The sequence below is a fragment of the Bacillus sp. S2(2019) genome (assembly GCF_005144805.1).
GTDB classification, from domain to species: domain Bacteria; phylum Bacillota; class Bacilli; order Bacillales; family Bacillaceae; genus Bacillus; species Bacillus altitudinis.
The window spans coordinates 761,924-787,687 of record NZ_SWFL01000003.1 but is presented as its reverse complement, the minus strand read 5'-3'; the positions used below and the strand labels follow the sequence as shown (position 1 = coordinate 787,687).

35 protein-coding genes are annotated in these 25,764 nt (G+C 40.5%); 11 read left to right on the top strand and 24 right to left on the bottom strand.

Annotated elements, in window-relative coordinates:
• Nucleotides 1-74 precede the first annotated feature (74 nt).
• Nucleotides 75-1,460 (bottom strand): S41 family peptidase, encoded by a 1,386-nt coding sequence (locus FBF75_RS14405; RefSeq protein ID WP_008346456.1) that lies wholly within the window; start codon nucleotides 1,458-1,460, stop codon nucleotides 75-77.
• Nucleotides 1,461-1,611: 151 nt separating this feature from the next.
• Between FBF75_RS14405 and FBF75_RS14400 the strand changes: the two genes are divergently transcribed.
• Both FBF75_RS14400 and FBF75_RS14395 read left to right on the top strand, forming a co-directional pair.
• Nucleotides 1,612-2,310, top strand: a complete 699-nt coding sequence (locus FBF75_RS14400; RefSeq protein ID WP_060832400.1) for a class I SAM-dependent methyltransferase — start codon at nucleotides 1,612-1,614, stop codon at nucleotides 2,308-2,310.
• A 92-nt stretch (nucleotides 2,311-2,402) separates the two neighbouring features.
• On the top strand, nucleotides 2,403-2,666 hold the full coding sequence (locus FBF75_RS14395; RefSeq protein ID WP_017359682.1) for a hypothetical protein: 264 nt from the start codon (nucleotides 2,403-2,405) through the stop codon (nucleotides 2,664-2,666).
• Nucleotides 2,667-2,715: 49 nt separating this feature from the next.
• On the opposite strand, the gene FBF75_RS14390 is transcribed toward FBF75_RS14395, so the two are convergent.
• The 5 genes from FBF75_RS14390 to FBF75_RS14370 all read right to left on the bottom strand — a co-directional run bounded on the left by FBF75_RS14390 (nucleotide 2,716) and on the right by FBF75_RS14370 (nucleotide 5,623).
• The gene (locus tag FBF75_RS14390) at nucleotides 2,716-3,546 is read right to left on the bottom strand and encodes a M15 family metallopeptidase (RefSeq protein WP_017367458.1); all 831 of its coding nucleotides are present in this window, start codon (nucleotides 3,544-3,546) and stop codon (nucleotides 2,716-2,718) included.
• 68 nt (nucleotides 3,547-3,614) lie between these two features.
• Complete coding sequence (gene deoD, locus FBF75_RS14385) at nucleotides 3,615-4,310, bottom strand: purine-nucleoside phosphorylase (protein ID WP_007500754.1); 696 nt, start codon at nucleotides 4,308-4,310, stop codon at nucleotides 3,615-3,617.
• 110 nt (nucleotides 4,311-4,420) lie between these two features.
• Nucleotides 4,421-4,738, bottom strand: a complete 318-nt coding sequence (locus FBF75_RS14380; protein ID WP_050827305.1) for a YodL domain-containing protein — start codon at nucleotides 4,736-4,738, stop codon at nucleotides 4,421-4,423.
• 54 nt (nucleotides 4,739-4,792) lie between these two features.
• Complete coding sequence (locus tag FBF75_RS14375) at nucleotides 4,793-5,401, bottom strand: phosphatase PAP2 family protein (protein WP_061420887.1); 609 nt, start codon at nucleotides 5,399-5,401, stop codon at nucleotides 4,793-4,795.
• Between the two features lie 51 nt (nucleotides 5,402-5,452).
• Nucleotides 5,453-5,623, bottom strand: coding sequence for a YozD family protein (locus FBF75_RS14370; protein ID WP_017359685.1), 171 nt, complete (start codon nucleotides 5,621-5,623; stop codon nucleotides 5,453-5,455).
• A 119-nt stretch (nucleotides 5,624-5,742) separates the two neighbouring features.
• Here FBF75_RS14370 and FBF75_RS19940 point away from each other — a divergent pair, with 119 nt between their 5' ends.
• Entirely contained in the window at nucleotides 5,743-5,877 is a 135-nt protein-coding gene (locus FBF75_RS19940) for a hypothetical protein (protein WP_017359686.1), read from the top strand.
• Here FBF75_RS19940 and FBF75_RS14365 read toward each other — a convergent pair.
• The 7 genes from FBF75_RS14365 to cgeC form a co-directional block, all read right to left on the bottom strand.
• Nucleotides 5,874-6,554, bottom strand: coding sequence for a hypothetical protein (locus FBF75_RS14365; RefSeq protein ID WP_008346441.1), 681 nt, complete (start codon nucleotides 6,552-6,554; stop codon nucleotides 5,874-5,876). The genes FBF75_RS19940 and FBF75_RS14365 overlap by 4 nt on opposite strands.
• A 147-nt stretch (nucleotides 6,555-6,701) precedes the next feature.
• On the bottom strand, nucleotides 6,702-6,926 hold the full coding sequence (locus tag FBF75_RS14360) for a YozE family protein (RefSeq protein ID WP_003215834.1): 225 nt from the start codon (nucleotides 6,924-6,926) through the stop codon (nucleotides 6,702-6,704).
• Between the two features lie 79 nt (nucleotides 6,927-7,005).
• Nucleotides 7,006-7,287, bottom strand: coding sequence for a YokU family protein (locus tag FBF75_RS14355; RefSeq protein WP_025207505.1), 282 nt, complete (start codon nucleotides 7,285-7,287; stop codon nucleotides 7,006-7,008).
• 2 nt (nucleotides 7,288-7,289) lie between these two features.
• Nucleotides 7,290-8,690 carry a lysine 2,3-aminomutase gene (gene kamA, locus FBF75_RS14350; protein ID WP_008346434.1) on the bottom strand — a complete coding sequence of 467 codons (1,401 nt, stop codon included), beginning with the start codon at nucleotides 8,688-8,690 and terminating at the stop codon, nucleotides 7,290-7,292.
• Nucleotides 8,691-8,806: 116 nt separating this feature from the next.
• Nucleotides 8,807-10,183, bottom strand: a complete 1,377-nt coding sequence (locus FBF75_RS14345) for a sigma-54 interaction domain-containing protein (RefSeq protein ID WP_099496567.1) — start codon at nucleotides 10,181-10,183, stop codon at nucleotides 8,807-8,809.
• 156 nt (nucleotides 10,184-10,339) lie between these two features.
• The gene (locus FBF75_RS14340; RefSeq protein ID WP_099496568.1) at nucleotides 10,340-11,635 is read right to left on the bottom strand and encodes a glycosyltransferase family 2 protein; all 1,296 of its coding nucleotides are present in this window, start codon (nucleotides 11,633-11,635) and stop codon (nucleotides 10,340-10,342) included.
• Between the two features lie 18 nt (nucleotides 11,636-11,653).
• On the bottom strand, nucleotides 11,654-11,974 hold the full coding sequence (gene cgeC / locus FBF75_RS14335; RefSeq protein WP_007500768.1) for a spore maturation protein CgeC: 321 nt from the start codon (nucleotides 11,972-11,974) through the stop codon (nucleotides 11,654-11,656).
• A 208-nt stretch (nucleotides 11,975-12,182) separates the two neighbouring features.
• Between cgeC and FBF75_RS14330 the strand changes: the two genes are divergently transcribed.
• Together FBF75_RS14330 and FBF75_RS14325 are read left to right on the top strand one after the other, a co-directional pair.
• The gene (locus tag FBF75_RS14330; RefSeq protein WP_007500770.1) at nucleotides 12,183-12,584 is read left to right on the top strand and encodes a hypothetical protein; all 402 of its coding nucleotides are present in this window, start codon (nucleotides 12,183-12,185) and stop codon (nucleotides 12,582-12,584) included.
• Nucleotides 12,585-12,767: 183 nt separating this feature from the next.
• Entirely contained in the window at nucleotides 12,768-13,562 is a 795-nt protein-coding gene (locus FBF75_RS14325) for a CgeB family protein (protein ID WP_240692366.1), read from the top strand.
• A gap of 28 nt (nucleotides 13,563-13,590) precedes the next feature.
• On the opposite strand, the gene FBF75_RS14320 is transcribed toward FBF75_RS14325, so the two are convergent.
• Complete coding sequence (locus FBF75_RS14320; protein WP_048002264.1) at nucleotides 13,591-14,313, bottom strand: acylneuraminate cytidylyltransferase family protein; 723 nt, start codon at nucleotides 14,311-14,313, stop codon at nucleotides 13,591-13,593.
• A gap of 253 nt (nucleotides 14,314-14,566) precedes the next feature.
• Between FBF75_RS14320 and FBF75_RS14315 the strand changes: the two genes are divergently transcribed.
• On the top strand, nucleotides 14,567-15,595 hold the full coding sequence (locus FBF75_RS14315; RefSeq protein ID WP_035703287.1) for an SDR family NAD(P)-dependent oxidoreductase: 1,029 nt from the start codon (nucleotides 14,567-14,569) through the stop codon (nucleotides 15,593-15,595).
• Between the two features lie 52 nt (nucleotides 15,596-15,647).
• Here FBF75_RS14315 and msrB read toward each other — a convergent pair whose 3' ends face one another.
• The gene (msrB, locus tag FBF75_RS14310; RefSeq protein ID WP_007500777.1) at nucleotides 15,648-16,079 is read right to left on the bottom strand and encodes a peptide-methionine (R)-S-oxide reductase MsrB; all 432 of its coding nucleotides are present in this window, start codon (nucleotides 16,077-16,079) and stop codon (nucleotides 15,648-15,650) included.
• A complete protein-coding gene (msrA, locus tag FBF75_RS14305; RefSeq protein ID WP_136944857.1) occupies nucleotides 16,079-16,612 on the bottom strand; it encodes a peptide-methionine (S)-S-oxide reductase MsrA in 534 nt (177 codons plus the stop codon). Before msrA ends, msrB begins: the two co-directional genes overlap by 1 nt.
• A gap of 138 nt (nucleotides 16,613-16,750) precedes the next feature.
• Here msrA and FBF75_RS14300 point away from each other — a divergent pair, with 138 nt between their 5' ends.
• The 3 genes from FBF75_RS14300 to FBF75_RS14290 all read left to right on the top strand — a co-directional run bounded on the left by FBF75_RS14300 (nucleotide 16,751) and on the right by FBF75_RS14290 (nucleotide 18,281).
• Nucleotides 16,751-17,182 (top strand): MarR family transcriptional regulator, encoded by a 432-nt coding sequence (locus FBF75_RS14300; RefSeq protein ID WP_007500780.1) that lies wholly within the window; start codon nucleotides 16,751-16,753, stop codon nucleotides 17,180-17,182.
• 52 nt (nucleotides 17,183-17,234) lie between these two features.
• Nucleotides 17,235-17,495 carry a hypothetical protein gene (locus FBF75_RS14295; RefSeq protein WP_008346413.1) on the top strand — a complete coding sequence of 87 codons (261 nt, stop codon included), beginning with the start codon at nucleotides 17,235-17,237 and terminating at the stop codon, nucleotides 17,493-17,495.
• Nucleotides 17,496-17,612: 117 nt separating this feature from the next.
• Nucleotides 17,613-18,281, top strand: a complete 669-nt coding sequence (locus tag FBF75_RS14290; RefSeq protein WP_136944856.1) for a DUF4397 domain-containing protein — start codon at nucleotides 17,613-17,615, stop codon at nucleotides 18,279-18,281.
• Between the two features lie 188 nt (nucleotides 18,282-18,469).
• On the opposite strand, the gene ypmT is transcribed toward FBF75_RS14290, so the two are convergent.
• From ypmT to ilvA, 7 genes are all read right to left on the bottom strand, one after another.
• Nucleotides 18,470-18,667 (bottom strand): protein YpmT, encoded by a 198-nt coding sequence (gene ypmT / locus FBF75_RS14280; RefSeq protein WP_008346409.1) that lies wholly within the window; start codon nucleotides 18,665-18,667, stop codon nucleotides 18,470-18,472.
• A 24-nt stretch (nucleotides 18,668-18,691) separates the two neighbouring features.
• Nucleotides 18,692-19,258, bottom strand: a complete 567-nt coding sequence (locus tag FBF75_RS14275) for a YpmS family protein (protein WP_024718556.1) — start codon at nucleotides 19,256-19,258, stop codon at nucleotides 18,692-18,694.
• Between the two features lie 9 nt (nucleotides 19,259-19,267).
• On the bottom strand, nucleotides 19,268-20,029 hold the full coding sequence (locus tag FBF75_RS14270) for an SGNH/GDSL hydrolase family protein (protein ID WP_025207511.1): 762 nt from the start codon (nucleotides 20,027-20,029) through the stop codon (nucleotides 19,268-19,270).
• A gap of 69 nt (nucleotides 20,030-20,098) precedes the next feature.
• Nucleotides 20,099-20,689, bottom strand: a complete 591-nt coding sequence (locus tag FBF75_RS14265) for a cytochrome c oxidase assembly protein (protein ID WP_007500791.1) — start codon at nucleotides 20,687-20,689, stop codon at nucleotides 20,099-20,101.
• A 22-nt stretch (nucleotides 20,690-20,711) separates the two neighbouring features.
• A complete protein-coding gene (locus tag FBF75_RS14260; protein WP_008346402.1) occupies nucleotides 20,712-21,554 on the bottom strand; it encodes a DegV family protein in 843 nt (280 codons plus the stop codon).
• 187 nt (nucleotides 21,555-21,741) lie between these two features.
• The gene (locus tag FBF75_RS14255) at nucleotides 21,742-21,993 is read right to left on the bottom strand and encodes a YpmP family protein (RefSeq protein WP_008346400.1); all 252 of its coding nucleotides are present in this window, start codon (nucleotides 21,991-21,993) and stop codon (nucleotides 21,742-21,744) included.
• 36 nt (nucleotides 21,994-22,029) lie between these two features.
• On the bottom strand, nucleotides 22,030-23,298 hold the full coding sequence (gene ilvA / locus FBF75_RS14250; RefSeq protein ID WP_008346398.1) for a threonine ammonia-lyase IlvA: 1,269 nt from the start codon (nucleotides 23,296-23,298) through the stop codon (nucleotides 22,030-22,032).
• Between the two features lie 180 nt (nucleotides 23,299-23,478).
• Between ilvA and FBF75_RS14245 the strand changes: the two genes are divergently transcribed.
• Together FBF75_RS14245 and trhA are read left to right on the top strand one after the other, a co-directional pair.
• Nucleotides 23,479-24,447 (top strand): sigma 54-interacting transcriptional regulator, encoded by a 969-nt coding sequence (locus FBF75_RS14245; RefSeq protein WP_099496569.1) that lies wholly within the window; start codon nucleotides 23,479-23,481, stop codon nucleotides 24,445-24,447.
• Nucleotides 24,448-24,460: 13 nt separating this feature from the next.
• Nucleotides 24,461-25,096: a PAQR family membrane homeostasis protein TrhA gene (gene trhA, locus FBF75_RS14240; protein ID WP_008346394.1), complete on the top strand. Its 636-nt coding sequence runs from the start codon at nucleotides 24,461-24,463 to the stop codon at nucleotides 25,094-25,096.
• A gap of 38 nt (nucleotides 25,097-25,134) precedes the next feature.
• Here trhA and FBF75_RS14235 read toward each other — a convergent pair whose 3' ends face one another.
• A complete protein-coding gene (locus FBF75_RS14235) occupies nucleotides 25,135-25,758 on the bottom strand; it encodes a lysophospholipid acyltransferase family protein (protein ID WP_017359699.1) in 624 nt (207 codons plus the stop codon).
• Nucleotides 25,759-25,764 lie beyond the last annotated feature (6 nt).

Sequence of the window (25,764 nt, the reverse complement as noted above, 5' to 3'; positions counted from 1 at the left end):
AAAGGGCTAAAATAAAGTTCATTTTAGCCCTTTGTCAACAATTTGAAGCAGTCCCCTGATGAGGACTGCTTTTTCTATTTCATTTCTTTTTTCAACACTTCAATGGCTTTTTTCATTTGCGTGTCATTTTTCTTGAGCTTATCTTGGATGTTTGTCATCAGTACCGTCGTTGTGTCCCCTGTCAGAATACCATCAGCCTTTAGATCGTGATCTGATTGGAAACTTTTTACGATCGACTGGAATGCTTGATCATATTCTCCATTGGCTTTTGCTTTGTAGCCAAGCGCTTGGAACATTTTTTGAGCCGCTTTGACTTCATCTCCATCATCATTCAGTTGATACGTCTTTTTCGGACTTAAGTATGGCAGCTTCGCATAACTCGGCAGAGATGCTTTCACCTGTGGCTCAATTCCTTTTTTGTGAATCCAAGACCCGTCTGGTGTCAGCCACTTGGCAATGGTTAATTTCACACTAGAGCCATCATTGTAGCTTTGCGCATTTTGAACAGTCCCTTTACCAAATGTCTTTTCTCCAACCAGTTGAATGCTAGAGGATTGGTGCAGAGCTGCCGCCATAATTTCAGCAGCACTCGCTGAACCGCCGTTTACAAGAACAACTGTCGGCTGATGAACTTTGCGTTCTTTTTCCGCTTTGTACACTTGTTTCTTTCCTTTTTCCTCAACCTGCATAATGACTTTTCCTTTATCGATAAAGTCATTGCTCATTTCAATTGCTTCTGTCATAATGCCGCCTGGATTATCTCTCAGATCAATGACAAAACCTTTTGCCCCTTTTTTCTCGAGGTCATCAATCGCTTTATCTAACTCTTTAGACGTGGTTTCAGCAAAAGAAGTGATTTGGATTTCACCTATTTTATCTTTTGTTAGTTTTGCATACACCGTTTCAAGTGGAATCGTATCTCTTGTGATCGTCACATCCACATTTCCAACACCTTGTCGGTTCAAATGCAGTTTGACATCCGTTCCTTTTTTCCCTCTGATAAGAGAAACGGCTTTATTTACTGACATGCCTTTTGTACTTTTACTATCCACTTTTAAAATACGATCATGAGGTTTCAAACCAGCTTTTTCAGCAGGAGAGCCTTTAATCGGTGCGACAATTAAAATTTGTCCATCCTTCTCTTCTACTTGTGCACCAATTCCTTCAAATGAAGATGAAATGGTGTTGTTAAACCCTTCGGCTTCCTCCTGATCCATATATGTAGAGTATGGATCATCAAGTGATGCAATCATTCCTTGAATCGCACCGTCTACTAGTTTTTGATCATCCGTTTTTTCGTAATACTCGTTTTTTACCTTCGTATATGCAGCCATGAGTTTACTAAACTTCTCATCTCCTGAAACGCTGACAGCACCTTGTTTTGTGATCACAAATGTAATCGCTGAGGAAAGCGCTGCTGTTACCAGAATGGCTATCACGAACTTGAATTGTTTTTTCAAAAAAACACCACCTTTATCTCCTTTCATTATTATCAAGGACGATTCTTCATCCGTCAACCAAAGGATCAAACTTCTATTTGAAAAGATAAGCCATTTCGCCTTGCAATGCATAATCTTTAGAGAGAAACATGATAAAGAAAGAAGGGATTCCATGAGTGACTATGTAGAAATGCTTGCCTATTTTGGTGTATCAGGTGCCCATCCTGGTGGAATTGAGCTAACAAAAACGATGATTGAGCATCTTCACTTGGCGTCTGACGATCGTATACTGGATGTCGGATGCGGCACAGGACAAACAGCCGCCTATCTAGGACATTTAGGTTATGAAGTAGAGGCGATTGATACACACCCTTTGATGATTGAAAAAGCCAATCTGCGATTCGAGCGGGAACAACTACCTTTCCGTGCACAGCAAGCATCGATCGAACACCTGCCATTTGCGGATGACTCGTTCTCTCTACTGATCAGTGAATCTGTTTTAAGTTTCACCCATTTACCTGCTGCGCTTGCTGAGGTCAAACGGGTGCTTGCTCCTGGAAAACAATTGATCGCAAATGAGGCTGTGTTAAAAGTGCCGCTTCCCTCAAAAGAACAGGCAACCATTCGGGAGTTTTATGGGTTTCACTCCCTCTTTTCATTTTCTGAATGGAAAAGGCAGTTAGCGTCCGCAGGATTCCGTGACATTCAGATTCTCTCATTCGATGAGCACATGGTGCAGGAAGAGCCGACCGAAATGGAATTATCAGATCAAATACCACCTTCTCTTTATGATACATTACAGACACACTATGACCTGATTCAAACACACCGAGAACACCTGAGTCACCTTGTATTTGAATGTACAGTATAAAATGAGCGAATCTCCTATATGTTTTGTCCAAACTCTATGAAGTCTTTCGCATAGGATAAGAGTGAAAAGAGTTTGTCATAAGGAGGAAAAACATGGAGCGCTACTATAAACTTTGTCAGCAGCATATGGGGAAAGTAGCTAGAATTACTGATCGAAATGGCAGAGTACATGTTGGACGTATTGAGCGGGTGTCAAACCGCAAAGTTTATATCCGACCAGTCGGCGGGTCCCGCAGGGGCTTAGGCTTTGGCTATTACGGAGGTTATTACGGAGGCTATTATGGCTGGGGTCCAGCTTATGGCATCGGTCTCGGTTTTATTACCGGCTTCGCATTAGCAGGTTTGCTCTTTTTTTAAAACGGCGTATAAAAGAAGGCCTCCCAGCTTCGGGAGGCCTTTTATTTGTTTATATTTTCTTCACTTTGTTCATATACTCTTCGAATGTTAAATCATGATCGTGCATCGCTTTTGCAGCTTCTTTCCCTACATAGCGCAAGTGCCACGGCTCATATTCATATTTCGTGATGTCTTCTTTCCCTTTTGGATAACGGATGATAAAGCCATATTTATAAGCGTTTTTGGCTACCCATTTACCATCAGGTGTTTCACCAAATTTTTCAGAGATTTCAAAGCCGGCACTTTTTGAGGAAATATCCATAGCTAAACCTGTTTGATGTTCACTTTCGCCTGGTAAGGCTACGGCTTCTTGGGCTTTTTCTTTCCCTTTTAGTTTCACTTCACTATCAAAAATGACTTTTTGACGATCATAGGAACGATAGCCCGATACTGCAGCAAGCTCAAAGTTTTCCTTTTTAGCACCTTTGAATAACTTCGCAAGTGCCTCCGCTGCTTCTTTTCGAATATATCGTTTTTCAATATCCTCTGAAAAAGAGAATTCCACTTTTGGTACAACGAGATCAGAAGGTTTATAGGTTCCTGGCAGTGCATATTCTTTGTTCACTAAAGCAAGCACATTTTCAGGGTTTTGAATGGTCTTCAGTCCGCTCACTACCTTGATGTCATTGAAATATTCACTCTTTAACGTCAGCTCTTGATTAGATGAATCTGCCGTATCGTTTGAGTTTTGCTGGGGTGATGAACTTGCTGCGTTCTTTTGTTCGTTTGTTTTGTTAGATTCAGTGGTACCGCTTTTCTGATCCAGCAACTGGCAGCCTGATAATGCGGCCGTCAAACCAAGAATCGATGCGATTGAGAGTATTTTATAGCTTTTCTTCATGACATACCTTCCTTTTGCTCTACTAAAAAAATAAAGATGCGCTACATCGTAGCACACCCTTTATACTATTATAAAACAGAATCTAGTGCAATTAAGATCATTTCGTCAAATGTCGTTTGACGCTCTTCAGCAGTTGTTTCTTCTCCTGTTAGCACATGATCACTCACTGTCAGGATCGACAACGCTTTTCTGCCAAATTTTGCAGCAAGCGTATAAAGAGCCGTTGTCTCCATTTCAATCGCTAGAATTCCATATTGGTCCATCAGCTCAAGTGGTTTTTCATTATAAAATTGGTCTGCTGTAAATACATTCCCAACACGCACAGCTACATTTTTCGCTTCTGCTGTGTCGTAGGCTTTTTTCAGTAAACCAAAATCAGCACATGGTGCGTAATCAATAGGTCCAAATGCCACACGGTTCATTTGAGAATCTGTTGATGATGTTTGAGCTAAGATGACGTCACGTACATTGACATCCTTTTTGATCGCTCCGCAAGAACCGACACGGATTAAGTTTTGAACATCATAGCTTTGGATCAGCTCATTCACATAGATCGAAATAGACGGTACGCCCATTCCAGTACCTTGTACAGAAATGCGTTTTCCTTTATATGTCCCAGTATAACCATACATGCCGCGCACTTCGTTATAGCACACTACATCTTCTAAATATGTATCTGCAATATATTTCGCACGAAGCGGATCGCCTGGAAGCAATACCGTTTCTGCAATTTGTCCTTTTTCTGCTCCAATATGTACACTCATTTTTTAGCCTCCACTTACGTTTAACATGTGTTTAGTCCCATTTATTATAAACGATTGAGATCAAAAAAGAAAATACCAGCTGAAAGTAAAGCTGGCATCGTCGTTTATATTTAACTCATCGTCATTAGGCGTTCACTGCGTTTCCATCCTGCCGGAAAGAGCTGGTAGTAGCACTTCCCTTTTTTCTGGTCATCGATCACAACGATATCCCCTGTTGTGATAAACCGTGCATTGTAATCATTAGGGACTGTATCTTGTACATTAAATGTCGAGAATGCTTTTTCCAGTACATCATGGTGTGTCCTGCCGCCAATCTTTGTCCGGTACACAGGCTGATGTCCGCTTGCAGCACCATATTCAGGTGTTTGGTAGATGGTTAAGTGATAAGCTGAAGGTTTCTTTTGAAAAAATCTCAACGTCAATTGCATTCAAATCCCTCCCCTTTTATATAAAATTGGCTGGGATCTATGAATTTCCTTCTTCTATTTTTGTCGAATGACGGACAATTTTTCGTCAATCTTTTTACATATGAGAAATAAAGCTAGTCCTATCGCAAAGCCTCCTGCTACATCAGTGACATAATGAACACCGATATACATCCTGCTGATGCCGATCATCAGCACACAACATCCTGTCACCATATAGACTGCTTTTTGTCTCTTTTTCAGCCACGGAATCATTTCAATGAATAGATAGGCGATAAATGGATAGATCGTTGCTGCATTCATAGAATGTCCGCTCGGAAAGCTGTAATAGGTCTCATTCACTAGATGATCAAAGGCTGGACGCTCTCTAGCAAACAGTCCTTTCAGTTCATGATTGACCGTTTTTTCTGCTATATATAGTAGAAAAAGCAGCATAATAGAGTGGTAGCGTTTATACATAAACAGCACCACGCTAAAGATGAGCATGATTGGGACAAGCAGCGCACTGATACCAAAGTCAGTCAAAGTCAGCATGACATCATTTAAAAAAGGAAGTCTGATGTTTTCAAACGATAAGATGATCTGGTTGTCCAACTCCTGGAACATGCCAGACACCATAAGCGCTGCGATGGCGCCAAACAAAAGGAAAAAAATGATGACATACACGCGAAACAATTCCCCTCCCTTTCTACTCAGAATCTCTTCAAAGTATAGTGCCTACCACGCCTCTTCTTCAACTATCATTGCTTTCCTCAGCATATATTCAAATGTAATATCGGCAAGCTCAAACGTTTCCAGCTCAGATGGTATGTACCCTCTTTTGACCAGCTCCGTGTAGAAGAATTCTGCAATTTCCTCTGTATCAATCACCAAATCTGCTTCTTTCATTGCTTTCCGCCTCCTTTTTTATGATGTATGAACGTCGCCTTATTTTTATTACAGTTTGTCATAATGGCTCATTCCATACATATAAATGCAGTAAACGAAAAGAAAAGGGGCATGAGGCAATGAAATGGTTAAGCATTTTAGATGGACATACTTTTGATCAGGTGATGGGCCGTATCTTGAGGGGATGGTTTTATGTGATTGCTTTTTTCTGTGTTCCTTACTTTTTATTCGTGTTAGGACAAGTCTTCTTTTAACCAAAATGCTCGTTTAAACTTTCCAAAATAAAGTCCATCATATCCTTATATTCTGGGTCTTTGAAAAATTCATAGAGAATTTTATAATCATTGTAAATATCAAGAAGCTCATCCACTATAGATACAGCGAGAAATTCTAGTGATGCTTCGCTTTCTTGTTTCTCTTCTAACTGTAATAGAGCGGTTTGCACCATATCTTCCTCTATTTCTTTTGAGGTTTCTCCAACATAATGCACAAAAAGAAGCTGATGAACAAACTGATCCATCTCATATTTCCTTAGAACAAGCGTCAAGTCTTCTTCTTCTGTTTCCAACCATTCTCCGTCTTTTAACCTTGTCAGTTCATAAATGACATCTTCCCAGCCATCTTCAAGGTAACGCCATATTTCAGTCCGATGACCAATGATTTTAAATAGCTCTTTCCCGTAATCCTTTACATATACAACATCGCCAATGAGGAACTCATATTCAATGTCCAGCTTTTCTGTATCCACTATCACCCCGTCGTACTCATCGTAAAGCTGGAGTGATGTTTCAAAATAAAGCACCTCATTATGATTGACCTCATATAAATAATGCTGGTCAATTTGATGGACTTTTGTTATCGTTCCAACTGTGCCGTACATGACAACGACGACAATATCCCCTACTTTATATTTTGGTGCTTTCGCCTTCATTCTGTCTCCCCCTTGCCCGACTTTTGGTCTTAACGTATCGTATGCCGGCGCAAGGAATTCTGCATGGGCAACCACACCATGCAAAACGCCATTTTATTTCTTCATGAAAAAACCGCTTCTTCCATACGGAACAAGCGGTTGTGTGTGTTATTTTTTTTTGACTTCTACTTCGTATTGCTCAAAAGCCTCGTCAAATGTCGTCATGGAGCTTAAATAGTCCCCATTTAACTCTAAATAGGCACATAGCTCATGATAATCAGTGGATGCTTTAGGAAAGCTGTGATCTTCATAAGCAGCATTTGCAAAATGACTGATTTCATCCTTCGGTTTTGGATGTCTATACTTCATTAAATAATGGTAAAACGACTTCACCTGTTTTTCCCTCCGCGACACTCTATTTTGTTGTTATATTATACAGGAATTTGATGACTTGTATAGGCGGAGGTACAACTTATGAAGAAAAATCAAAGTAATTACGCTTTAATAACCGCTCCATGCTCATTAATTCTGCATATGAGATTTTTTCTGGAAGTTTTGTTTGATCGACTAAAATTAATTGATCTTCTATCTCTTTTACTGTCTCATCCTTCTGATACGTCATCCCGCAATGCGTGCAAGAAATCGAAGGCGTTTCCAAAATCTCAATCGATTGTGTGCCCGTGATGAGTTCCCAATAGACTGTGGTCTGTCCTGCGTTCGCTTTCTTCTCCTCACACCAATCACATGTCAGCAACGTTATTTCTCCTCCTTTACGGTTTGTTCTTTTTTGAGCTGGGCTTGATATTTCTTCTCTTTTAATTCATCTCGTTTTTCACGTTTGTTTTTGAGCGTATCATGTTCAGGATTCGTTTCATAAGACTCTCTTCGTTTCATTCGGCTTAAATTTTCAGGCGTAAAGGATCTTGCTTCATCTTCAAATAGAGCAGTTATGCCAATGGCGGGTTCTTTCTTTTCTTCATAGATTTCATTAAAATACGCATCTGCTTGGCCTGCGACGTAATGTTCTGGCTCCGGATAAGAGGTGATCACACCTTCAAAGTTACGCAGGACCACTTTCTCAGGGCTTTGAGATAATAAATAATTTGGCTGTAAGGTGATCTTACCTCCGCCGCCTGGCGCATCTACAACAAAGCTTGGCACGGCATAACCACTCGTATGTCCTCTTAAGCCTTCAATGATTTCAAGGCCTTTTGAAACTGGTGTTCTAAAGTGGCCGATCCCCTCTGATAAATCACATTGATAAATATAATAAGGTCTGACGCGAATCATGACGAGATCATGCATCAGCTTCTTCATAATTGGAACACTGTCGTTAATTCCTGCTAGGATCACCGCCTGATTACCAACAGGGACGCCAGCATTGACAAGTCGCTCACACGCTTCTTTTGCTTCTTTTGTGATTTCAATGCTTGTATTAAAGTGAGTGTTCAGCCAAACAGGATGATATTTTTTTAAAATCTCACACAATTCATCTGTAATTCGCTGCGGAAACACGACCGGTGCACGTGTTCCAATTCGAATGATTTCAACGTGAGGAATGTCTCGTAAGTTTTTCAAAATGTATTCAAGCACTTGATCATTAATTAACAGCCCGTCACCGCCTGAAATTAACACATCCCGCACTTCAGGGGTTTCTCTAATATATCCAATGGCGGCATCTAATTGCTTTTTCGGCACGCCCATCCCGATCTGACCGGAAAAGCGCCTTCTCGTACAATAGCGGCAGTACATGGAGCACTGATTTGTGACAAGAAACAGCACACGATCTGGGTAGCGGTGCGTTAAACCCGGAACAGGTGAATCCTCATCTTCATGGAGCGGATCTTCGAGGTCATATTTTGTTTTATGAAGCTCTTCTGCAATCGGTACAGACTGCATACGGATTGGGCATCTTGGATCGTCTGGATTCATCAGTGAGGCATAGTAGGGTGTTATGTTGAGTGGAATGGTTTTCGTGGAAATCTTCACCCCTTCTTTTTCCTCTTCTGTTAAGTTCACGACTTTTTCTAAATCTTCAAGCGTTTTGACCGTATGCGTCAGCTGCCAAATCCAGTCGTTCCACTTTTCCTCGGGTACGTCCTTCCAAAGTTCAATGTCCTTCCAATGTCGCGCAGGTTGATACAGTTTTTGATTCATATCCATTCCCCCTATCAGCATTCACTTTATACTATGCAAGTTATGTGCCAACATGGGAAAATGCCCCTATTCTTTACAAAAGGAGCTTTTCCGTCACATTCACCTGTTTGAAGTGCCTACTTTTCGGCATCTGTATATTTTTTTAGTTTATACTGCAATGTTTGTCGAGGAATCTTTAAAGCGGCTGCTGTTTGCTTAATATTCCCTGCGTGCTGTCTTAAAGCTTCTTGAATCAGCGTTTGTTCAAATGACGTCACTTGACTTTTTAATGAGGACTCTGGTGGATGACTTTCTATCTGATGCGTCCGCAAATGGGCAGGGAGATATGCTGGGGTGATTTCTTCTGCTTCCTTTGGCATCATCAAGACGGCATGCTCGATCGTATGTTTTAATTCTCTGACATTCCCTGGCCACTGATGGGCCATAAATACTTGGACAGTTTCTTCTGAAAGGCGGTTGACGTTTTTTGAAAATTGCTGATGATACATTTGAATAAAGTGGCGGGATAACAGCTGGATATCATGCTTCCTGGTGCGAAGCGGCGGGATATGAAATGATGACACATGCAGTCTATAAAATAAGTCTTCTCTTAACATTTGTTTTTTAACGGCTTCAAATGGGTCGATATTGAGGGCAGTAATCACTCTGACATTTACTTGAACCGCCTTTGCATCACCTATCCGGCGGACAACACCATCCTCTAACACACGCAGTAATTTTGTTTGAAGCGTAAGCGGCATCGCTTGCAGCTCATCAAGAAAAAGCGTACCGCCATCTGCTAATTCAAACAGCCCCTTGCGATCTATTGCGCCCGTATAACTTCCTTTGACAGACCCGAATAAAAGACTTTCAAGCAGCGATTCTGGAAGAGCAGCGCAGTTTTGCGGGATAAAGACTTGATCTTTCCGATCAGATGCATGAACAATCGCTTGTACGAGTACCTCTTTTCCTGTCCCAGTTTCCCCGAAGACCATAACCGACGAAGGATATGCAGCAGCTTTTTTCGCTTTCTCCAGCATCTCTTTTAAGTGTGGATCATTTGTTAAAAATGAAGAAAAATCGAGCATTTGAGTGGTCTCCGCGGCACCATCCGTTCGTTTTTTTTGATCTAAACGATTCGAAAGCGCCGACAGCTTCGACACATCCTTCGCTACTTCTACCGCCCCAATTAACTTACTGCCTTCCATAATGGGCAGTGTGGTGTTGACGGTCTCAATTTTTTCTCCATTTTTGTTCAAATAGGTTTGCAACGAATGATAAATGGGTTTTCCTGTTCTAAGTACATGCATGAGTGTACTTGTCTTTTCAGTTAATGAAGGATACACATCCAGTATGTACTTGCCAATCACCTCTTCTTTCGCTAAACAGTCGAACTTCGCTGCATTATGATTATAAAAGATGGTGACCCCTTGATCGTCTACAACGTGAATCGCTTCATCGATGGCTTCTAAAATTAATTCAAACCAATCCGCTCTTTCGACAACCTTCCCCACTATTTCCCCCTCACTTTCTATGCCGAAAATTCGGCACTGTATTGCCCAATTTTCAGCGGCTTGATGATGTTCAACGTGTTCCTCTATCCTTTTCACGATTCGCTTTTTCCTGTCGATCTCCTGCTTTTTTCATCTATTCTAAAAAAAGCACCCCTCTTAGGAGGAGTGCTTTCGCCCTGACGTTTGATAAAGAGACAAGTCAAATTCCTGAAGAGACTCCATATACAGCGGCACAATTGGCTTTCCTTCTTGAAAAAATGCAAATTGAGAAGGCTGTAGTTTGATTGGCTGATGGTAAAATGCAAATATTTTCACTACCTCAGGGACAATGCGGCAAAAGGTATCATGCACAAATAAATAGACATCTTGTTTCCATTTGAACAGCCGTCTATTTGGCGGGCTGAATATTGGAGATACTTGAATGATGCTGCCTTCCTCAAACGTCTCCAGCTGCTCTTTTGTTACCGTGTATATCTCCTTTTGGTGAAACTGAAAATATTGCACATCACGTTTTGAAGCAAACCGTCTTTTTGTCTGATGTTCAATATAATAAAATGTTCTGCCGTTATCTGCGGTGACGACTGTATAATTTGGGACTGTCAGCGGCTCGTTCATTTCATATTTCATCGCACATAACGAGGGAACACGAATCGCACGCCTGTTTTTTTCATTCACCCAGCGCCTGTCAATACGATGAAGATATCCGTGAGCGATTTGATAATAAGCGCCTTCTCTTTCAATCACAGCTCCGTCAATTAAATCGTAGGGCATACTCGCAAACATATGATGGAATGATTGTGGCGTTTTATATGTGGTATCAAGTACTTCTTGTAATGGAAAGAACGCAGCAAAATGATTCAGTCTCATCCAAAACACAGAGTCAGCATGATGCCAATGTTTTGGTTCGTCAGCCCAGTATTGTCCATATTTTTCATGAATAAGCGAAAGCAGCCGGCTTCTATGCATAACAGAGCAATGGTCGACTTGAAAGGATGCATGCTCCAACACTTGATCTGCTTCTCGAACGAAGCTCGCCGTTTCCACCAAATGCTGATTCACATGCACGACACGTTGCGAGGAATAGACGATATCTATGTGAGGCTTCGATTGAAAAACCTCGACCATTTTCTCTAAACGATCTTTTCTGTAGACTGTATCATCAGTTACATAACAAACCAGCTCACCTGTTATACGTGTTAATGCTTCATTAATTAGCGTTGCATAACGTACAGTCTTCAGCCGGTTTGCAGGATGAATTTGATGAGAATACAATTGAATGCGCTTATCCACTAAATAAGGCTGCATCTTTTGGATCGTTTCTTGTTCAGAGCCATCATCCATGATCAAAAGCTCCCAATGCTGATACGTTTGTTCTACCACACTCTTTAACACACGTTCAATGAAATCAGGTTTGTTGTAGCTTGTTAATATCACTGATACTTTCATGACCATTATCCTTTTTTAAATAGATTAAAAAGCCCCCCAGCTGACAATGTTCACATAAGGAACACTTACTCTTAGCTGATTTGTCGCATTTTTAAAGACTGCTACTGAGTCAAACAATTGTACGACAACCACGTTTTGCAACACATCTCCATTGACTAAATGAACACGCGGCAGCGGAATACCGAGCTCAAGCCACGGGCGCAGCAATTCTTTAATCTCTGACGCACTCCCTTCCTCACTTTCCTCTAAAAGATGAAGAAGAAGTATAATCAACACAACTTCAAGTATTCCTTCTGTTTCTAGTAATTCTTCGTTCCAGCCATTTAATAGTTGTTCAAATTCCATTCAGATTCCCTCTTTCTTCTCGTTTGATCTTTACTAGAGTATGAGGATCACTTCATTTAGCATCAGCATTTGAAAACATTTTTCAAAAATGTGTGAAGTCATTAAATGAAAAAAAGAACAAGGAATGAGCATTCTGCTTATACCAAAAAAAGAGAACGGCATATACATAGTAGTGTGTTTGAATGGATGAAGAAAGGATGGGGAAAACATGAGCGAAAAGCGTGCCGAATTAAAAAAAGAGCTGTTAAAGCTGTTTTTCAAACCGCTTAGTCATGCGTTAACAGTTAATCTCGAAGAAGGAGGAGTTCAAGTGGAAGAAAAATTGAACGATTTATTTAGTGAGGTAGCAGCTGAAGCATCACCTTCAGATTCTGCTACAACACTCGACGTATCTCAACCAGCAAGATGGATTTTTGCAAGACTTGCACCTGGAACAGTCATTAGCATTGTCATGGACTCAGGTGACTTAATCGGACCCGTTCAATTCGTATCATTCGATGCTTCAACAGGTGTTGTTTTCGTCACACAAGAAAGCTCTGTGACACCTACGGGCTCTGCAACGACTCTATTAGATGTAGATAAAGTAGAAAGTGTTACGTTCACATCTTAATGTGAGAGGGCCATCATGAAGCTTCTTTATATCAGCTCTGGCTACGGTGGAATCTATCGGATGTTTGATCAATGGATAGAAGATAGCTTCATTGATTCCCCCTTTTCATGCATCAAGGTGGAAAGGGAAACTCTACCCGCTTATATGCACAAAATCCGGACATTTTCTCCGGATTTTGTTTTCATGATGATCGGTGATCATATTCCAACAGAACTGCTTCATCAATTCAAACAAGAAAAGATCCCCGTTGTACTGTGGATGACAGAAGACCCTTTTTATATAGATGTGTCAGCTGCATGCGTAAGTGATGCACAGCTGATCTTAACGATTGACGAAGGTGCTTTGTCATTTTACAAACAAATGGGGGCTGATCACACGCACTACTTTCCCATTCCAACCAATACACACGTATTTCAGAAAAAAGAATCACCACATGAGTCGTGCATTTATGACATTGCACTCATTGGCTACCCTTATCCAAACCGCATCAAAGCCATCAATACACTCTTACATCAAAACAAATGGCGCATTCTCGTAGCAGGAAAAGAGTGGCATCGCGTGTTGAATAAATCACGCAAACGATATCGTGATCTCTCACTGATGACCCACTGGCTGAGTCCCGAGCAGATGGCAGACATCTATCAAACATCAGCCATTGTTCTGAATCCGCACAGGCCCGCGCAATTTGCCTATAATCAAAACAAAGCCATTGTTCAAAATATGAGTCTCAACAACAGAGCATTTGATATCGCTGCAAGCGGAGGCTTTCAGTTGACAGATCTACAACCGTCACAGGCATTTTCAAGCTTCGCTTTTTACACACACGAAAACGATTTGATTAAGCAGGTCGAGCACTATGTAAAAAATCCTCAACAAAGACAATCGGTTGCAGAGAACAATTACGAGCAAGTCGTTCGCTGGAACACATTTGATACGCTGCCTTACAGACTTTATGAAATAGTCAAAAGCGCCCTATGACCGGGCGCTTTTTCTAATTGTCATCATCTTATGCCGTTCCTTCTGCATCTTGTCGAGCCAATAAAATCTTCTCTGCCTTTTTTCGATCCTCCTCACTTTTCACAACAAGCGATTGCGCATGATCCATCATATATGCACCAACAGAACCTTCTAAAAAGGAATGAATGCATTCTTTTGCATATGGAACATGAAACGCATAGACAGCTCCATTTAAACGCCCATACGTATAAGGGTGCTCCTGAGTTGGTACAAAAAAATAATGATTGTCCTTATACAGGCTGGCTTCATTGGTGTCATGAAGTGTCCAAGTTTCATTTGGATTTTCTAATGCCTCTGTAAAAGAAGCCGCACAATCATATCCCCCCTCTACTAGAAGCTGCAAGCAGTTCTCAATATCTGCCGTCTGCCTTAGTGGTGATGATGGATGCAAATACAAAACAATATCAAATGTCTTTCCCTCTCGTTCTAAATAAGCAAGCGCATGCTTCACAGCTACTAAAGAAGGTGTTTGTTCCGTCACATGTGTGCTTGGCAGTTCAATGACATTTGCTCCATAGTGGGACGAAATGATTTGAGTATTCACATCCTCTGAAGATACGATGACTTCATCTAATTCAATCATTTGTAATAATGGCTGAATGGTCCAATAGATTAGCGGCCGCTCCGCCAATACGCGAATGTGTTCAGCATGATGCCCCTGCTTGCTGCTAAAAGCTGGTATCATGGCTAAAATACGATTTCCCCTATACATGTATGATCTTCTCCCCTCGCGCAGCTCAGTATCAGTGAATATATTCTGAGAGCTGAACTGATCGCCGTACTGAAGTCTTCAGGTGCCTCGCTATTCTACTTAATCTTCTATCTCTACATATTCTATTAAGTCGTCAAGCAGATGGTTATAATTGGTTCACCTAATTTATGCATGAAGTGGTTCTTTTCCTCAAACGTCTTCCACTCTTTCACATATGATGCAAAGTAGAGAAATGAGAGTTGGGGGATTAGATATGTCCAAACAAATAGAAACGAGTTTGAAGACCTTTTTTCGTGACAAAATCATCTTGGTCACAGGCGGTACGGGTTCGATTGGCCGGCAGATTGTGAAAAAATTAACAGCCTGCTCTCCTAAAAAGGTCATTGTCTTCAGTAAAGATGACAGTAAACAATACATGATGAAAAATGAATATGCGGCAAATCCAGAGGTTGTATTTGCACTTGGAGATGTGAGGGATGCAAGCCGCGTCAGGCAGCTTGTCAAAGGAGTAGATATCATCTTCCATGCAGCTGCACTCAAACAAGTACCCACCTGCGAAGATAATCCGTTTGAAGCTGTCCAAACCAACATCATCGGCGGACAGCATGTCATCGAAGCAGCACTTGAACATGAAGTCAGTCATGTTGTCAACATTTCAACCGACAAAGCGGTTTCTCCGACAAATGCCATGGGAGCTACAAAATTAATTTCAGAAAAATTGTTTTTTCAAGCGAATGAAAGTATTTCAAATCAGAAAACGAGATTTTGCTCTGTCCGGTTTGGCAATGTGCTTGGATCAAGGGGTTCCGTCATCCCCATCATGCTTCAACAGTTGTTAAATGAACAACCTCTAACTGTAACTGATCCTAAAATGACACGCTTTTTTATGTCTATCGAAGAAGCTGTATCCCTCACGCTTGAAGCAGCTATCATGATGAAAGGCGGCGAAACATTCATTCTCAAGATGGAGTCATTACAGCTGGCTGATCTATTGAAAGCATTTCATGAATATGCCGGTCAGATCAACGTTCCTTCTCCTGATATTCTTGTTGTCGGAAAAAGACCTGGAGAAAAACTTCACGAGGAACTCACATTCCCTCACGAGGCAGATGCACTGTTTGAACATGAACAATTTTATGCCATTTTACCAAGACCACATCTTCACCCTCATTTTCAAAAAGTCCATTTGACCCATTACACATCAAACGAAGCACCGCTCATTACAAAAGAGAAACTGTTTCACATCATTGAACAATTACATCATACCCACCATAAAAAATAAAAAAATCGTCACACGGAAGCAGCTGACTTCCATGTGACGATTTTTAAATCAATTATTGAAAGATGTGTTTCAAATGACCATAGCCTTCTTTTTCAAGATCATCCTTCGGGATAAACTTTAAAGCGGCAGAATTAATACAATACCGAAGACCGTTTGGCCCTGGGCCGTCTGGGAATACATGACCAAGGTGAGAGTCGGCCGTCTTACTGCGAACTTCAGTCCGCACCATGCCATGGCTCGTATCTACTTTCTCTTCTACCTCTTGATCTTCAATCGGTTTTGTAAAACTTGGCCAGCCGCAATGGGCATCAAATTTATCTAAAGAAGAAAACAATGGTTTGCCTGAAATGATATCTACATAAATGCCCTCTTCCTTATGGTCCCAAAATTCATTTTGAAATGGCGGCTCAGTGCCATTATTTTGCGTCACTTCGTACTGCATACGGTTTAATTCTTTGATGCGCTGCTCTTTTTCGTTAGCCATTATTTATCACTCCAATGAGATTGAATAAAACCTGCTCTGCCCGAACCGACATGGTATCGTTCGTAGTGCATTTTGTTCTTTTTATAATAATGCTGATGATATTCCTCAGCAGGATAAAAAGGACTAGCCTCTAAAATTTCTGTCACGACTGGCTTTTGGAAAATTCCACTTTGGCTCAGCTGCTCTTTTGATGTTTCTGCAAGTTGCCTTTGTTTTTCATTGTGGACATAAATCCCTGTACGGTAGGACTCTCCTCTATCACCAAATTGTCCTCCATCATCTGTTGGGTCTATTTGCTGCCAATATAGTTCTAATAGCTTCTCATACGGAAAAACGTCTGGATCAAAGGTAATTTGAACGGCTTCTCTATGGCCTGTCGTATTTGTACATACTTCCTCATAGGTTGGATTCACTGTATGTCCGCCAGTATACCCTGATTCAACTTTGATAATGCCTGGCTGTTCATCAAAAGGTTTAACCATACACCAGAAACAGCCTCCAGCAAATGTGGCTAATTCTTGTTTTTCAGACATATTAGTGCCCCCTTCATTTAAAAAATGGTATCATCATATTATAACATGATAAAAAATAATGAAAATGATACGACTTGTATACCTAAAAACAAAAGAAAGCATTCTGTCGTATCTTAAAATATAATGGGGGTTTAATGATTGGAACAAAGAAAACAAATGATGTATGAAATGGATACTTTACTGAGAACCGTATTTAAGCAAATACGTTATGAAATTAACAGCCTGCTTGAAAACGAATTATCTCGGAATGAATTTCTCATTTTAAATCTGCTGCGTGAACAAGGCGCAAAAAAAGTAACGGAATTCGCCTCAATTCTCGGTGTATCAGCAAGCCATATTACAGCTGTAACCGACACACTTGTAGAAAAAGGCTGGATCACTCGTATCCGTTCAAAAGAGGATCGACGCATCATCAAAATCCACTTAACCGATAAGGGTAAGGAAATTACTGAGCATTTTGAGAAAAAGAAAACAGAATACTTCATGGAACGATTTGAATCATTTGATGATGAAGAACTGAAAACGATGATCAAATTATTTAAAAAGCTGGATAAAAGTCAAAAGGATTAAGCATAGATTTTAGCGTGGAGGACATGCTACGGATAAAAAGGTGGAATGAACCATGACAAGTCCATATCTTTGTCCGAACTGCAAAACCAACAGAACGCGTTTTAATCTCATCGAGCAGCATTCAGAACCTGTGAAACTTGATCCAGCAACTGGAGCGATTGTCGAAACATATGAAGGAGATCAGCTTTCTCCTTTTCACATGAACTATCAAGGACCGAAAATCAAAGTCCAGTGTGGCGTTTGCGGATTAATTGAGGATGAAAAAACGTTCATTAAGTTGGCTGAATATCATCAATATTCATCTCCTTCTTAATACGAGAGCCTGACACTTTTTGTCAGGCTTTTTTCTATGTTTCTTTTGCCTATACAGATCGTCCCTTTCTTGCATACGCTACAAAAAACACATTGCAGAGAAAGAAGGGATAAAGACGTGCAGCAGCTCTACGAGATGAATCAATTTCTATATCGTCCATTAGCTACCTTTCCCCCATACCATCCGAGACACACCATTTCCAAAGCTGTTATTCGATTATTTCACGCTGCACCGGATTTAAGTGAGCTTGCTGTATTTGTAAATCAGCAGCCAATCCAAAAAAAGCTGCCATACGGTCAGCTGTCTGCTTATATGGAATGGGATGAGGGTGTTTATGAGATAGAAGTATTCAAGCTGGCTACAAAAGAAAGAATTCTTTCTTCTCGTATGATGATTAATGGAAACGAGACTTACACGCTATGTATCACAGGAGCTCGTACCGGCTTTGCGCTGCTCACAGAAAAGCAAGACTCGCTGATTAAGCAAGAAGAGCTATCAGCACTCACGTTTATCCAGCTGTCACCAGACCTCCCTTTCATTGATATATATGAACGAGATCAAGGCATGTTATCAAAGGAGCTCGGATATGTGAACGGCACCCAAACCCACCACTTCTCTCCGAATAAGTATCACTTTGAATTAAAAGCTGCCGGTACTCAAAGTGTACTGCTAGATATTCCGAAAGTTCACCTGCAAACAAAGCGGGCCTATCTTATTTTACTTCATGGATTTGCAAACGGAGAGCCAGAGCTAATGGCAAAAGTCGTCTTGTCTCACCAAATGTAAAAAGAGCCTTTCCAAATGGAAAAGGCTCTCAGTGTGTAGACAAACCCTCTCATTCGGTGTCAGTCCTGCGTGCCGGTGCTCACGAATGTCACATTCACTCCGCGCCGGTACTCGTGCTTCCTAGAATGCAAAGGTTTTCAATCACGCTGAAAAGAAGACAAATAGCCTTTCCAAATGGAAAAGGCTATTTACGAGACATCTTCAGCTTTTTCTTGTTTTTGAAAATCAAAAGCAAGAATCATGGTACCTAAAAATAATGCACAATAGGCGATATTTAAGTAAAACTGGTCGATATTTTCTGCTTTTAAATGAGAGGCAGCTGTCATGCCAAAGTATGCAGCAAATAAGAGCGACAGTAAACTAAAATATTGATAGACTCGCTTCATCGTTTCACTCCTGACTTACACGTTCTATTGCTTTGGATGATAATATGAGAATTCAATTTCATCATTCTCAAGATCAATTTTGTTCGCTTTGACATACATATCATTCGTCAGCGGCATTTCTGAAAGGCGCACTTCCACCGTTTTTTGGTCTGGTTTCACATGAACGAAATCAGGCAGTTCATAGAATTGACCCATGTAACTTAAAACAAAACTGATTGGGATGCTTAATTGTCCAATTGAAAAGTCATCTACTTTCAGCAGAACATCCCCATTATCTTCAACAGATGGTGTAAATGATACATTTGCATTAATCGTTGAAGAAAAAGCTTTGATTGCACCTGTTACTTTCACATCTTGGTCAATCGCAACATGAAAGTCGGGCATATCGCTTGATCCTTGGTTTTTCAAATAATCATTGACAAAGCTGGTGAGTGATTCTTTTGAACTAGAAATGTTAAAAGCATACTCGCTGTTCACTTCTTTTTTCGAAGCGGATTGATCGCTCGGCAGCAGCATAAAAATACCGCATACAAGAACAATCAATAGATTAATTGACAGTAAAATAAAAAATAAACTCTTCCATTTTTTCATCTTTTCACCCTATTCCTTCGGCAGTCCTTCTTTTTTCACTTCTGAGAATAAACGATTTGCCATAAGAGAGTACCCCTTTTGGTTTGGGTGGAAATCATCATCTGCCAGTAATTTTTCATCTTGATCATCTTCAAATAAATCTGCTACATCGATCATATCAGCATTGCCGTCTTTTTTTAGTTCTTTTTCGGCAGCAGCATTCCAGTCTTTGACGACCTCATCAATGTCTCTCAGCTCAGACAAGCTGAACTTAAAAGGATTGTACATACTGACATACATGATCTTTGCATGGTCATTATGCTCTCTTAATTGAGCAAGAATGGTCTTAAAACGCTCTTCAAAAGGACCTTGCTCTTTTTGAAAAGGAGCAAATGTCAAGTTGAGCACATTTTGACGGACGACATGCATTAAGTCATTTCCGCCGATCGTAAAGAAAATATAATCAGCGTCTTTCAGTCCATCCTGCACTTTTTTTTCTTTTAATCTTTTTAATAAATCTACCGTTCTACTGCCTTTAATGGCATAGTTTTTTAATGTAACAGACTGTACACCGTCCACCGCTTCTATCTTGTCACGGGTGATGCCGGCATACCCTTTTTTATTTTGATCTCCGATTCCTTCTGTTAAGGAATCTCCAACCGCTGCGATCGTAATATGTTCTTTTACGTTTTGTGTGTCTTCTAGTTTATCCTTTATGCCAGCCTCTTGTGCGGAACATGCAGAAAGAACAAAAGCTAGAGACATCACAATCAAAATCAAACGAGCCTTCAAACGATGATGTCCCTCCTTTTTCTGATTAAAAAAGTGTATCATGTTTTCGCTCATTTGAACATCCTTATGCTAGCTTCGATTCAGTGTTTTGATGTCCTTGATGATTTCATCATATGGCGTATTTTGAACACCATCATAGTTTTTCATCACTTTTCCTTCTTGATCAACGAGGAAAAACAGAGATTGGTGTATCACTTGGTCTTCGTCTTCAGGTTTTTTCACAATCGTCTTAAAGCTTTTCATTGCAAATTTTTCAATCGCTGACTGCGAGTAACCAGTGAGAAAATCCCAATTTTTAAAGGATAATGGATATGCTTTTGCAAATTCCTTTAGCTTTTTCGGTGAATCCACCTCTGGATCGACGCTAAATGAAATAATGTGCGCATCCAATTTTTCTTCTTTTAACCGTTTTTGTAGCTCTGTCATATGTGCGGTCATCGGCGGGCAAATCGTTTCACAGCTTGTGAAAATAAAATCTGCCACCCAGACTTTCCCCTTTAAATCGTCGAGAGACACCTTTTGACCATCCTGGTTTTGATACTCAAACGGCTGGATTTGATAATTTAATGCATCCTTGATTTGTCCATTTGAACATGAGACTAAAAGAAGCACGCTTATAATCGTAAGCGCACCAAATAAGGCTCCCCTTTTTGTATACATGACCATTACATCCCCTTTTCAATCAATCGGTATAAAAAGTAAAGCCTATAGCGCCCTTACCAGTATGACAGGAAATAATCGGTGTTGTATAAGCGATGTCAACTAGTGCATCAGGTGTGTGATCAAGCAGTGCTGCTTTAAGCTTTTCTGCAAGTTCTAATGCGTCTGCATGTGCAATCCCAATGGCCTGAACGGTTTTCCCTTTCACCGCCTGTACATACTGTTTTGTCAAATAGCGGACAAGAGCGGAGTAACTTCTCACATTCGCTTCTGGTGTGTATATGCCGTCTGTTAAGCTGGCAATTGGTTTAATATGAAGAAGTGAACCGATCAGCGCCTTTCCTCTTCCAATTCGTCCACCTTTCACGAGATTTTCTAATGTATCGATTGTGACAAATAGCTTTGTTTTAAGACGAATTTTGTCCATTTCTTTGAGGATGTCATCACGGCTTGCCCCTTTTTTTGCAAGCTCTGCTGCTTTGGTGACTTGAAACCCTAAACCATAGGAAATAAAATTCGAATCAATGACAGTGATATTCCCGTCTACCATTTTAGAAGCGCTTTCAGCAGTTTGAACCGTACCACTCATCCCACCAGTTAAATGGATACTAATGACTTCGCTTCCATCTGCCGTCAGTTTTTCATATAATTCGACGAATTGACCGATCGCAGGTTGAGACGTTTTCGGCAGTTCCTCAGCGGCCTCCATTTTTTCAATAAATTCATCTGGCTGTATGTTCACTCGGTCAATATAATCAACCCCAGAAATGGAGATATTGAGCGGAATGACATGAATGGAAAGATCACTGATTTTTTCTTGCGGAAGGTCCACAGTTGAATCTGTTACAATTTTAATTTGTTTCACTATCGTCTCATCCTTGCTGTCTTAGTCTTTACATATGATATTACCTTATTTCGTGCATACTTGAAAACAACTGTCAGAACGTTTTTGAAATTGTCACATTTTCTTCTTTTCATGTAAAAAATCCTTGCCAAGATGAGTAGCCCCCATTTGAAAATGGCCGCTCACTCTCTTTGGCAAAGATTCCAATTTACGCATTGTGTTTTAGTGTAGGCTCTTGGTAGATCTGTTCATATGTGCTCCACTTGACGTTACGTTTCACATCCTCCCTGAAAGAGTACACATGCCTCTTTCCCTTAGATACATAGACTTTTTTCAAGAAAGCTTCAAGTCTAAAGGTGAGCATGAAACCATAGGATTCATCTCCCTTTAAAACAGGGACTTCTGTTACCTTGATCTGAGCTCCATCCATCCGTCTAAAACATATTGTTTTGAGCAGCACAAACGATCAATCCTCTTTTCCAATTATCTGTTAAGCCTAAATAAATAGGTGGAATAAATCTTGATCTTTATTCACTTCAACATAGTGGAAGCCTTTTTTATTCATTCGGTCAATCAGCGCTGCATAGTCATCTCTTTCTTTCAATTCGATCCCAACAAGCGCAGGTCCTTTGCTTCGGTTATTCTTTTTCGTATATTCAAAGCGTGAGATATCATCATTTGGCCCTAACACTTCATCCAAAAATTCCCTGAGAGCACCTGCTCTTTGCGGAAAATTAACGATGAAATAATGCTGGAGTCCTTCATAAATCATGGAGCGTTCCTTGATTTCTTGCATTCGGCCAATGTCATTATTGCCTCCGCTGACAATACAAACGACATTTTTCCCTTTAATCTCCTCACGATGTGCATCTAAAGCCGCGATCGGTAACGCACCCGCTGGCTCAGCTACAATGGCACATTGATTATACAGCTCTAAAATGGTTGTACATACTTTTCCTTCTGGTACAAGACTAATCTTATCGACAACAGACTGAAGCGATGTAAACGTCTTTTCGCCAATCCGCTGAACCGCTGCTCCATCTACAAACTTATCTATTGAATCAAGTGTGACAACCTCCCCTTTCTCGTGGGAAGCATGAAGTGAGGCGGCACCAAGCGGCTCGACTGCAATAATTTCTGTTTCTGGTGCGATATTTTTCATATACGTGCCAACGCCAGATAACAAACCTCCGCCCCCAACACTTGCAAATAAAAAGTGAGGCTCCACTTCGATATCATTTAATATTTCTACAGCAGTTGTTCCTTGTCCTGCCATGACATCTAAATCATCAAATGGATGAATAAATTCCCGCTTTTCCTTATCTCCGCATTTGACTGCTTCATGATACGAATCATCAAAGGTATCTCCGGTTAAGATAATGTCAACATATTCTTTTCCGAAAAGCTCCACTTGAGATACTTTTTGCCTTGGTGTGGTAGCAGGCATAAAAATTTTTCCGTGGATACCTAAATATTTGCAAGAATAGGCAACGCCTTGTGCGTGATTTCCTGCACTGGCACAAACAATGCCGTTTTCTAGTTTTTCTTTTGGCAACTGGCTCATTTTATTAAAAGCGCCTCTTAATTTAAAAGAACGAACAACCTGCAGGTCCTCTCTTTTTAAGTAGACATTACATTCATATCGTTCAGAAAGTCGCTCATTTTTTTGAAGTGGAGTATGAATCACTACATCCTTCAAATTTTGATGGGCTTTTAAGATGTCTTTCACTTGAATTAGCGTGTTTTCTTTGAGCAACGGTTTCATGTACAAGATCCTTTCTCTTTAACCTTATTTAATTTGTCATTATAACATGAATATTCAAAAAATAAACCAATAGATCATGGATCGGAGATAAATTTCATGAACTTTTTCGTTTTTCTATACATTTGTTCTAATTGGGTGTTATAATAAAACCAATTAGAACCAAAAGAAAGGAATCGCTCGATGACCACACATCCGTTTGCTAATATATATGGAGAACACCAAGATATAATACACGCCATTCATTTGGCAAAACAATTCACGAAAAACGATCAGCCTGTGTTGATCACAGGTGAAATTGGAACAGGCAAATCACGCTTTGCACAAGAAATGGCCCATTCATTTGCTGCGCAGGCTTCGATGAAACATATCTACTGCCCCATTGTAGATGAAGCGACTTTGCAGGAAGCATTTACTCATGCGGCAAATCATGTGCTTTATTTAGACGAAGTCAGCGCATTCAGTATTCCTATGCAGCATCAGGTCATTCGTTTTCTCGAAGATTCTCCTGCAACAAAAATCATTGCTTCTTCGTCTTTATCATTAGAGGCGATGAGCGTTTCATCCAGTTTTTTACCTGAGCTGTTTTATCGGCTCAATGTGCTTCATATCCCTCTCCCGCCCTTAGAAGATCGAAAAACAGATATTCCTATTTTAACCGCTGCTTTCTTTCAAGAACTGAACATGACGCCTGACATCGACTCAAGTGTGTGGGAAGTCTTACAGCAATATTCGTTTGAAGGGAATGTCCAGGAGCTCAAAAATATCGTTCATTATGCAGCAGCGATTCTCGAAGGGCAAACAGTTTTCTTGCATCACTTGCCACCTTTTGTATTATTACCTCAACAAACAGCTGGTAAAGGAAAAAAAGAAGAACACCAGCTCACGCTTATGGAGAAACAAGAATTTGTTTTCTTACTCGAAGCCATTAAGTCTCTAAATGAAAAAGGAGAAGCAGCCAGCAGACGTATCTTGTCTGAGTTAAGCAAACAAGGCGACATCCCGCTGACCCCTCAGCAAGTCAGGAGTCGATTAGATGATCTTGAGAAAAAAGCCTATGTGACAAAAGGGAAAGGCAGAGCTGGAACGAAGATTACACTTGAAGGTCTCTCATTTCTGAAGTCGCTTGATGGTTATATACCGGTTCAATAAAGGAGGACATCCATTGTTTACTGTAAAAGAAGAAATTGCCAACGCGATTACACATGGCATTGGCGTCATTTTATCCATTCCCGCCATTGTTTTTCTTGTTTTATTCGCTGTTCAATACGGCACTGTCACTGACATTATTAGCTTTTCGATATTTGGCGCGTCGATGCTACTGCTTTATTTAAGCTCTACTTTGCTTCATAGCATTCGGCACAAAAAAACAAAAGATGTATTTGAAATCCTTGACCACTCTGCGATTTATGTATTGATTGCTGGTACATATACGCCATTTTTGCTTGGCCCATTAAAAGGCGCACTTGGCTATACTCTTCTTGCAATCGTATGGGCACTTGCTGCAGGCGGTATCGTTTTTAAAATCTTTTTCGTCAAACGGTTTATCATTGTATCCACCCTTGTTTATTTATTAATGGGCTGGATGATTATCATCGCAATTAAACCTCTGTACATTCAATTAACAGGAGCTGGATTCAGCCTCTTACTATTAGGCGGTATTTTGTATTCAGTCGGAACGATCTTTTATATTTGGCGGAAAATTCCCTATCATCATGCGATTTGGCACAGCTTTGTTCTCGGTGGAAGTGCATCCATGTTCTTCTGCATTCTATTTTATTGCGTCAACATCCCAGCATGATTAAAAAACCAGCATCCACATTCGGATGCTGGTTTTTTCTATGCGCGCTTTTGTGCGTAATCACTCATCTTGACCGGTGCTTTTATATGGATATCGACATTAACTGGACGAAGTCTTTTGACGATCTTCCCTGTTAAAAGACGGTCTGTGCCGCTTGTTTCAACCGGAACAAGTGAGCAGTTACATTCTTCAGCAAGCGTTTCTGCCATGACACGATACTGTTCAGAAAGCAACAGACTCTGGCCAGATAGAACTCTTTCTCTTGCTTCTTCTAATAACGCCTCATCAGATTGATTCTGCTTGATCACCGCCATCTTCTTCAACCATTGTTTTAAGATGGGATAGCGAAACAGATGCGGTTTTGCCATAAAAGCAAATGGCTTCTCTAAGTGACCAATCAGCAATGTCGTCGTCACTGGATGATGTGCTTCTGTGACATAAATAACAGGGCCATCTGGCAGCCTTTTTTGCTGATGAATGGTCATGACCGATCCTGATTGATCAATACACCCTCTGGCAAACCTTTTTGCATGCTCATGGATGAGATGCATTCGTTTCGTATAGGAAATGCGTGGATCCGTTAATTCATGATCATACAAATGCCTTATACTTTTAAAAAAGGATACAACAACATAAATCGTTAAAAACCAATAACGAAACAACCGTAC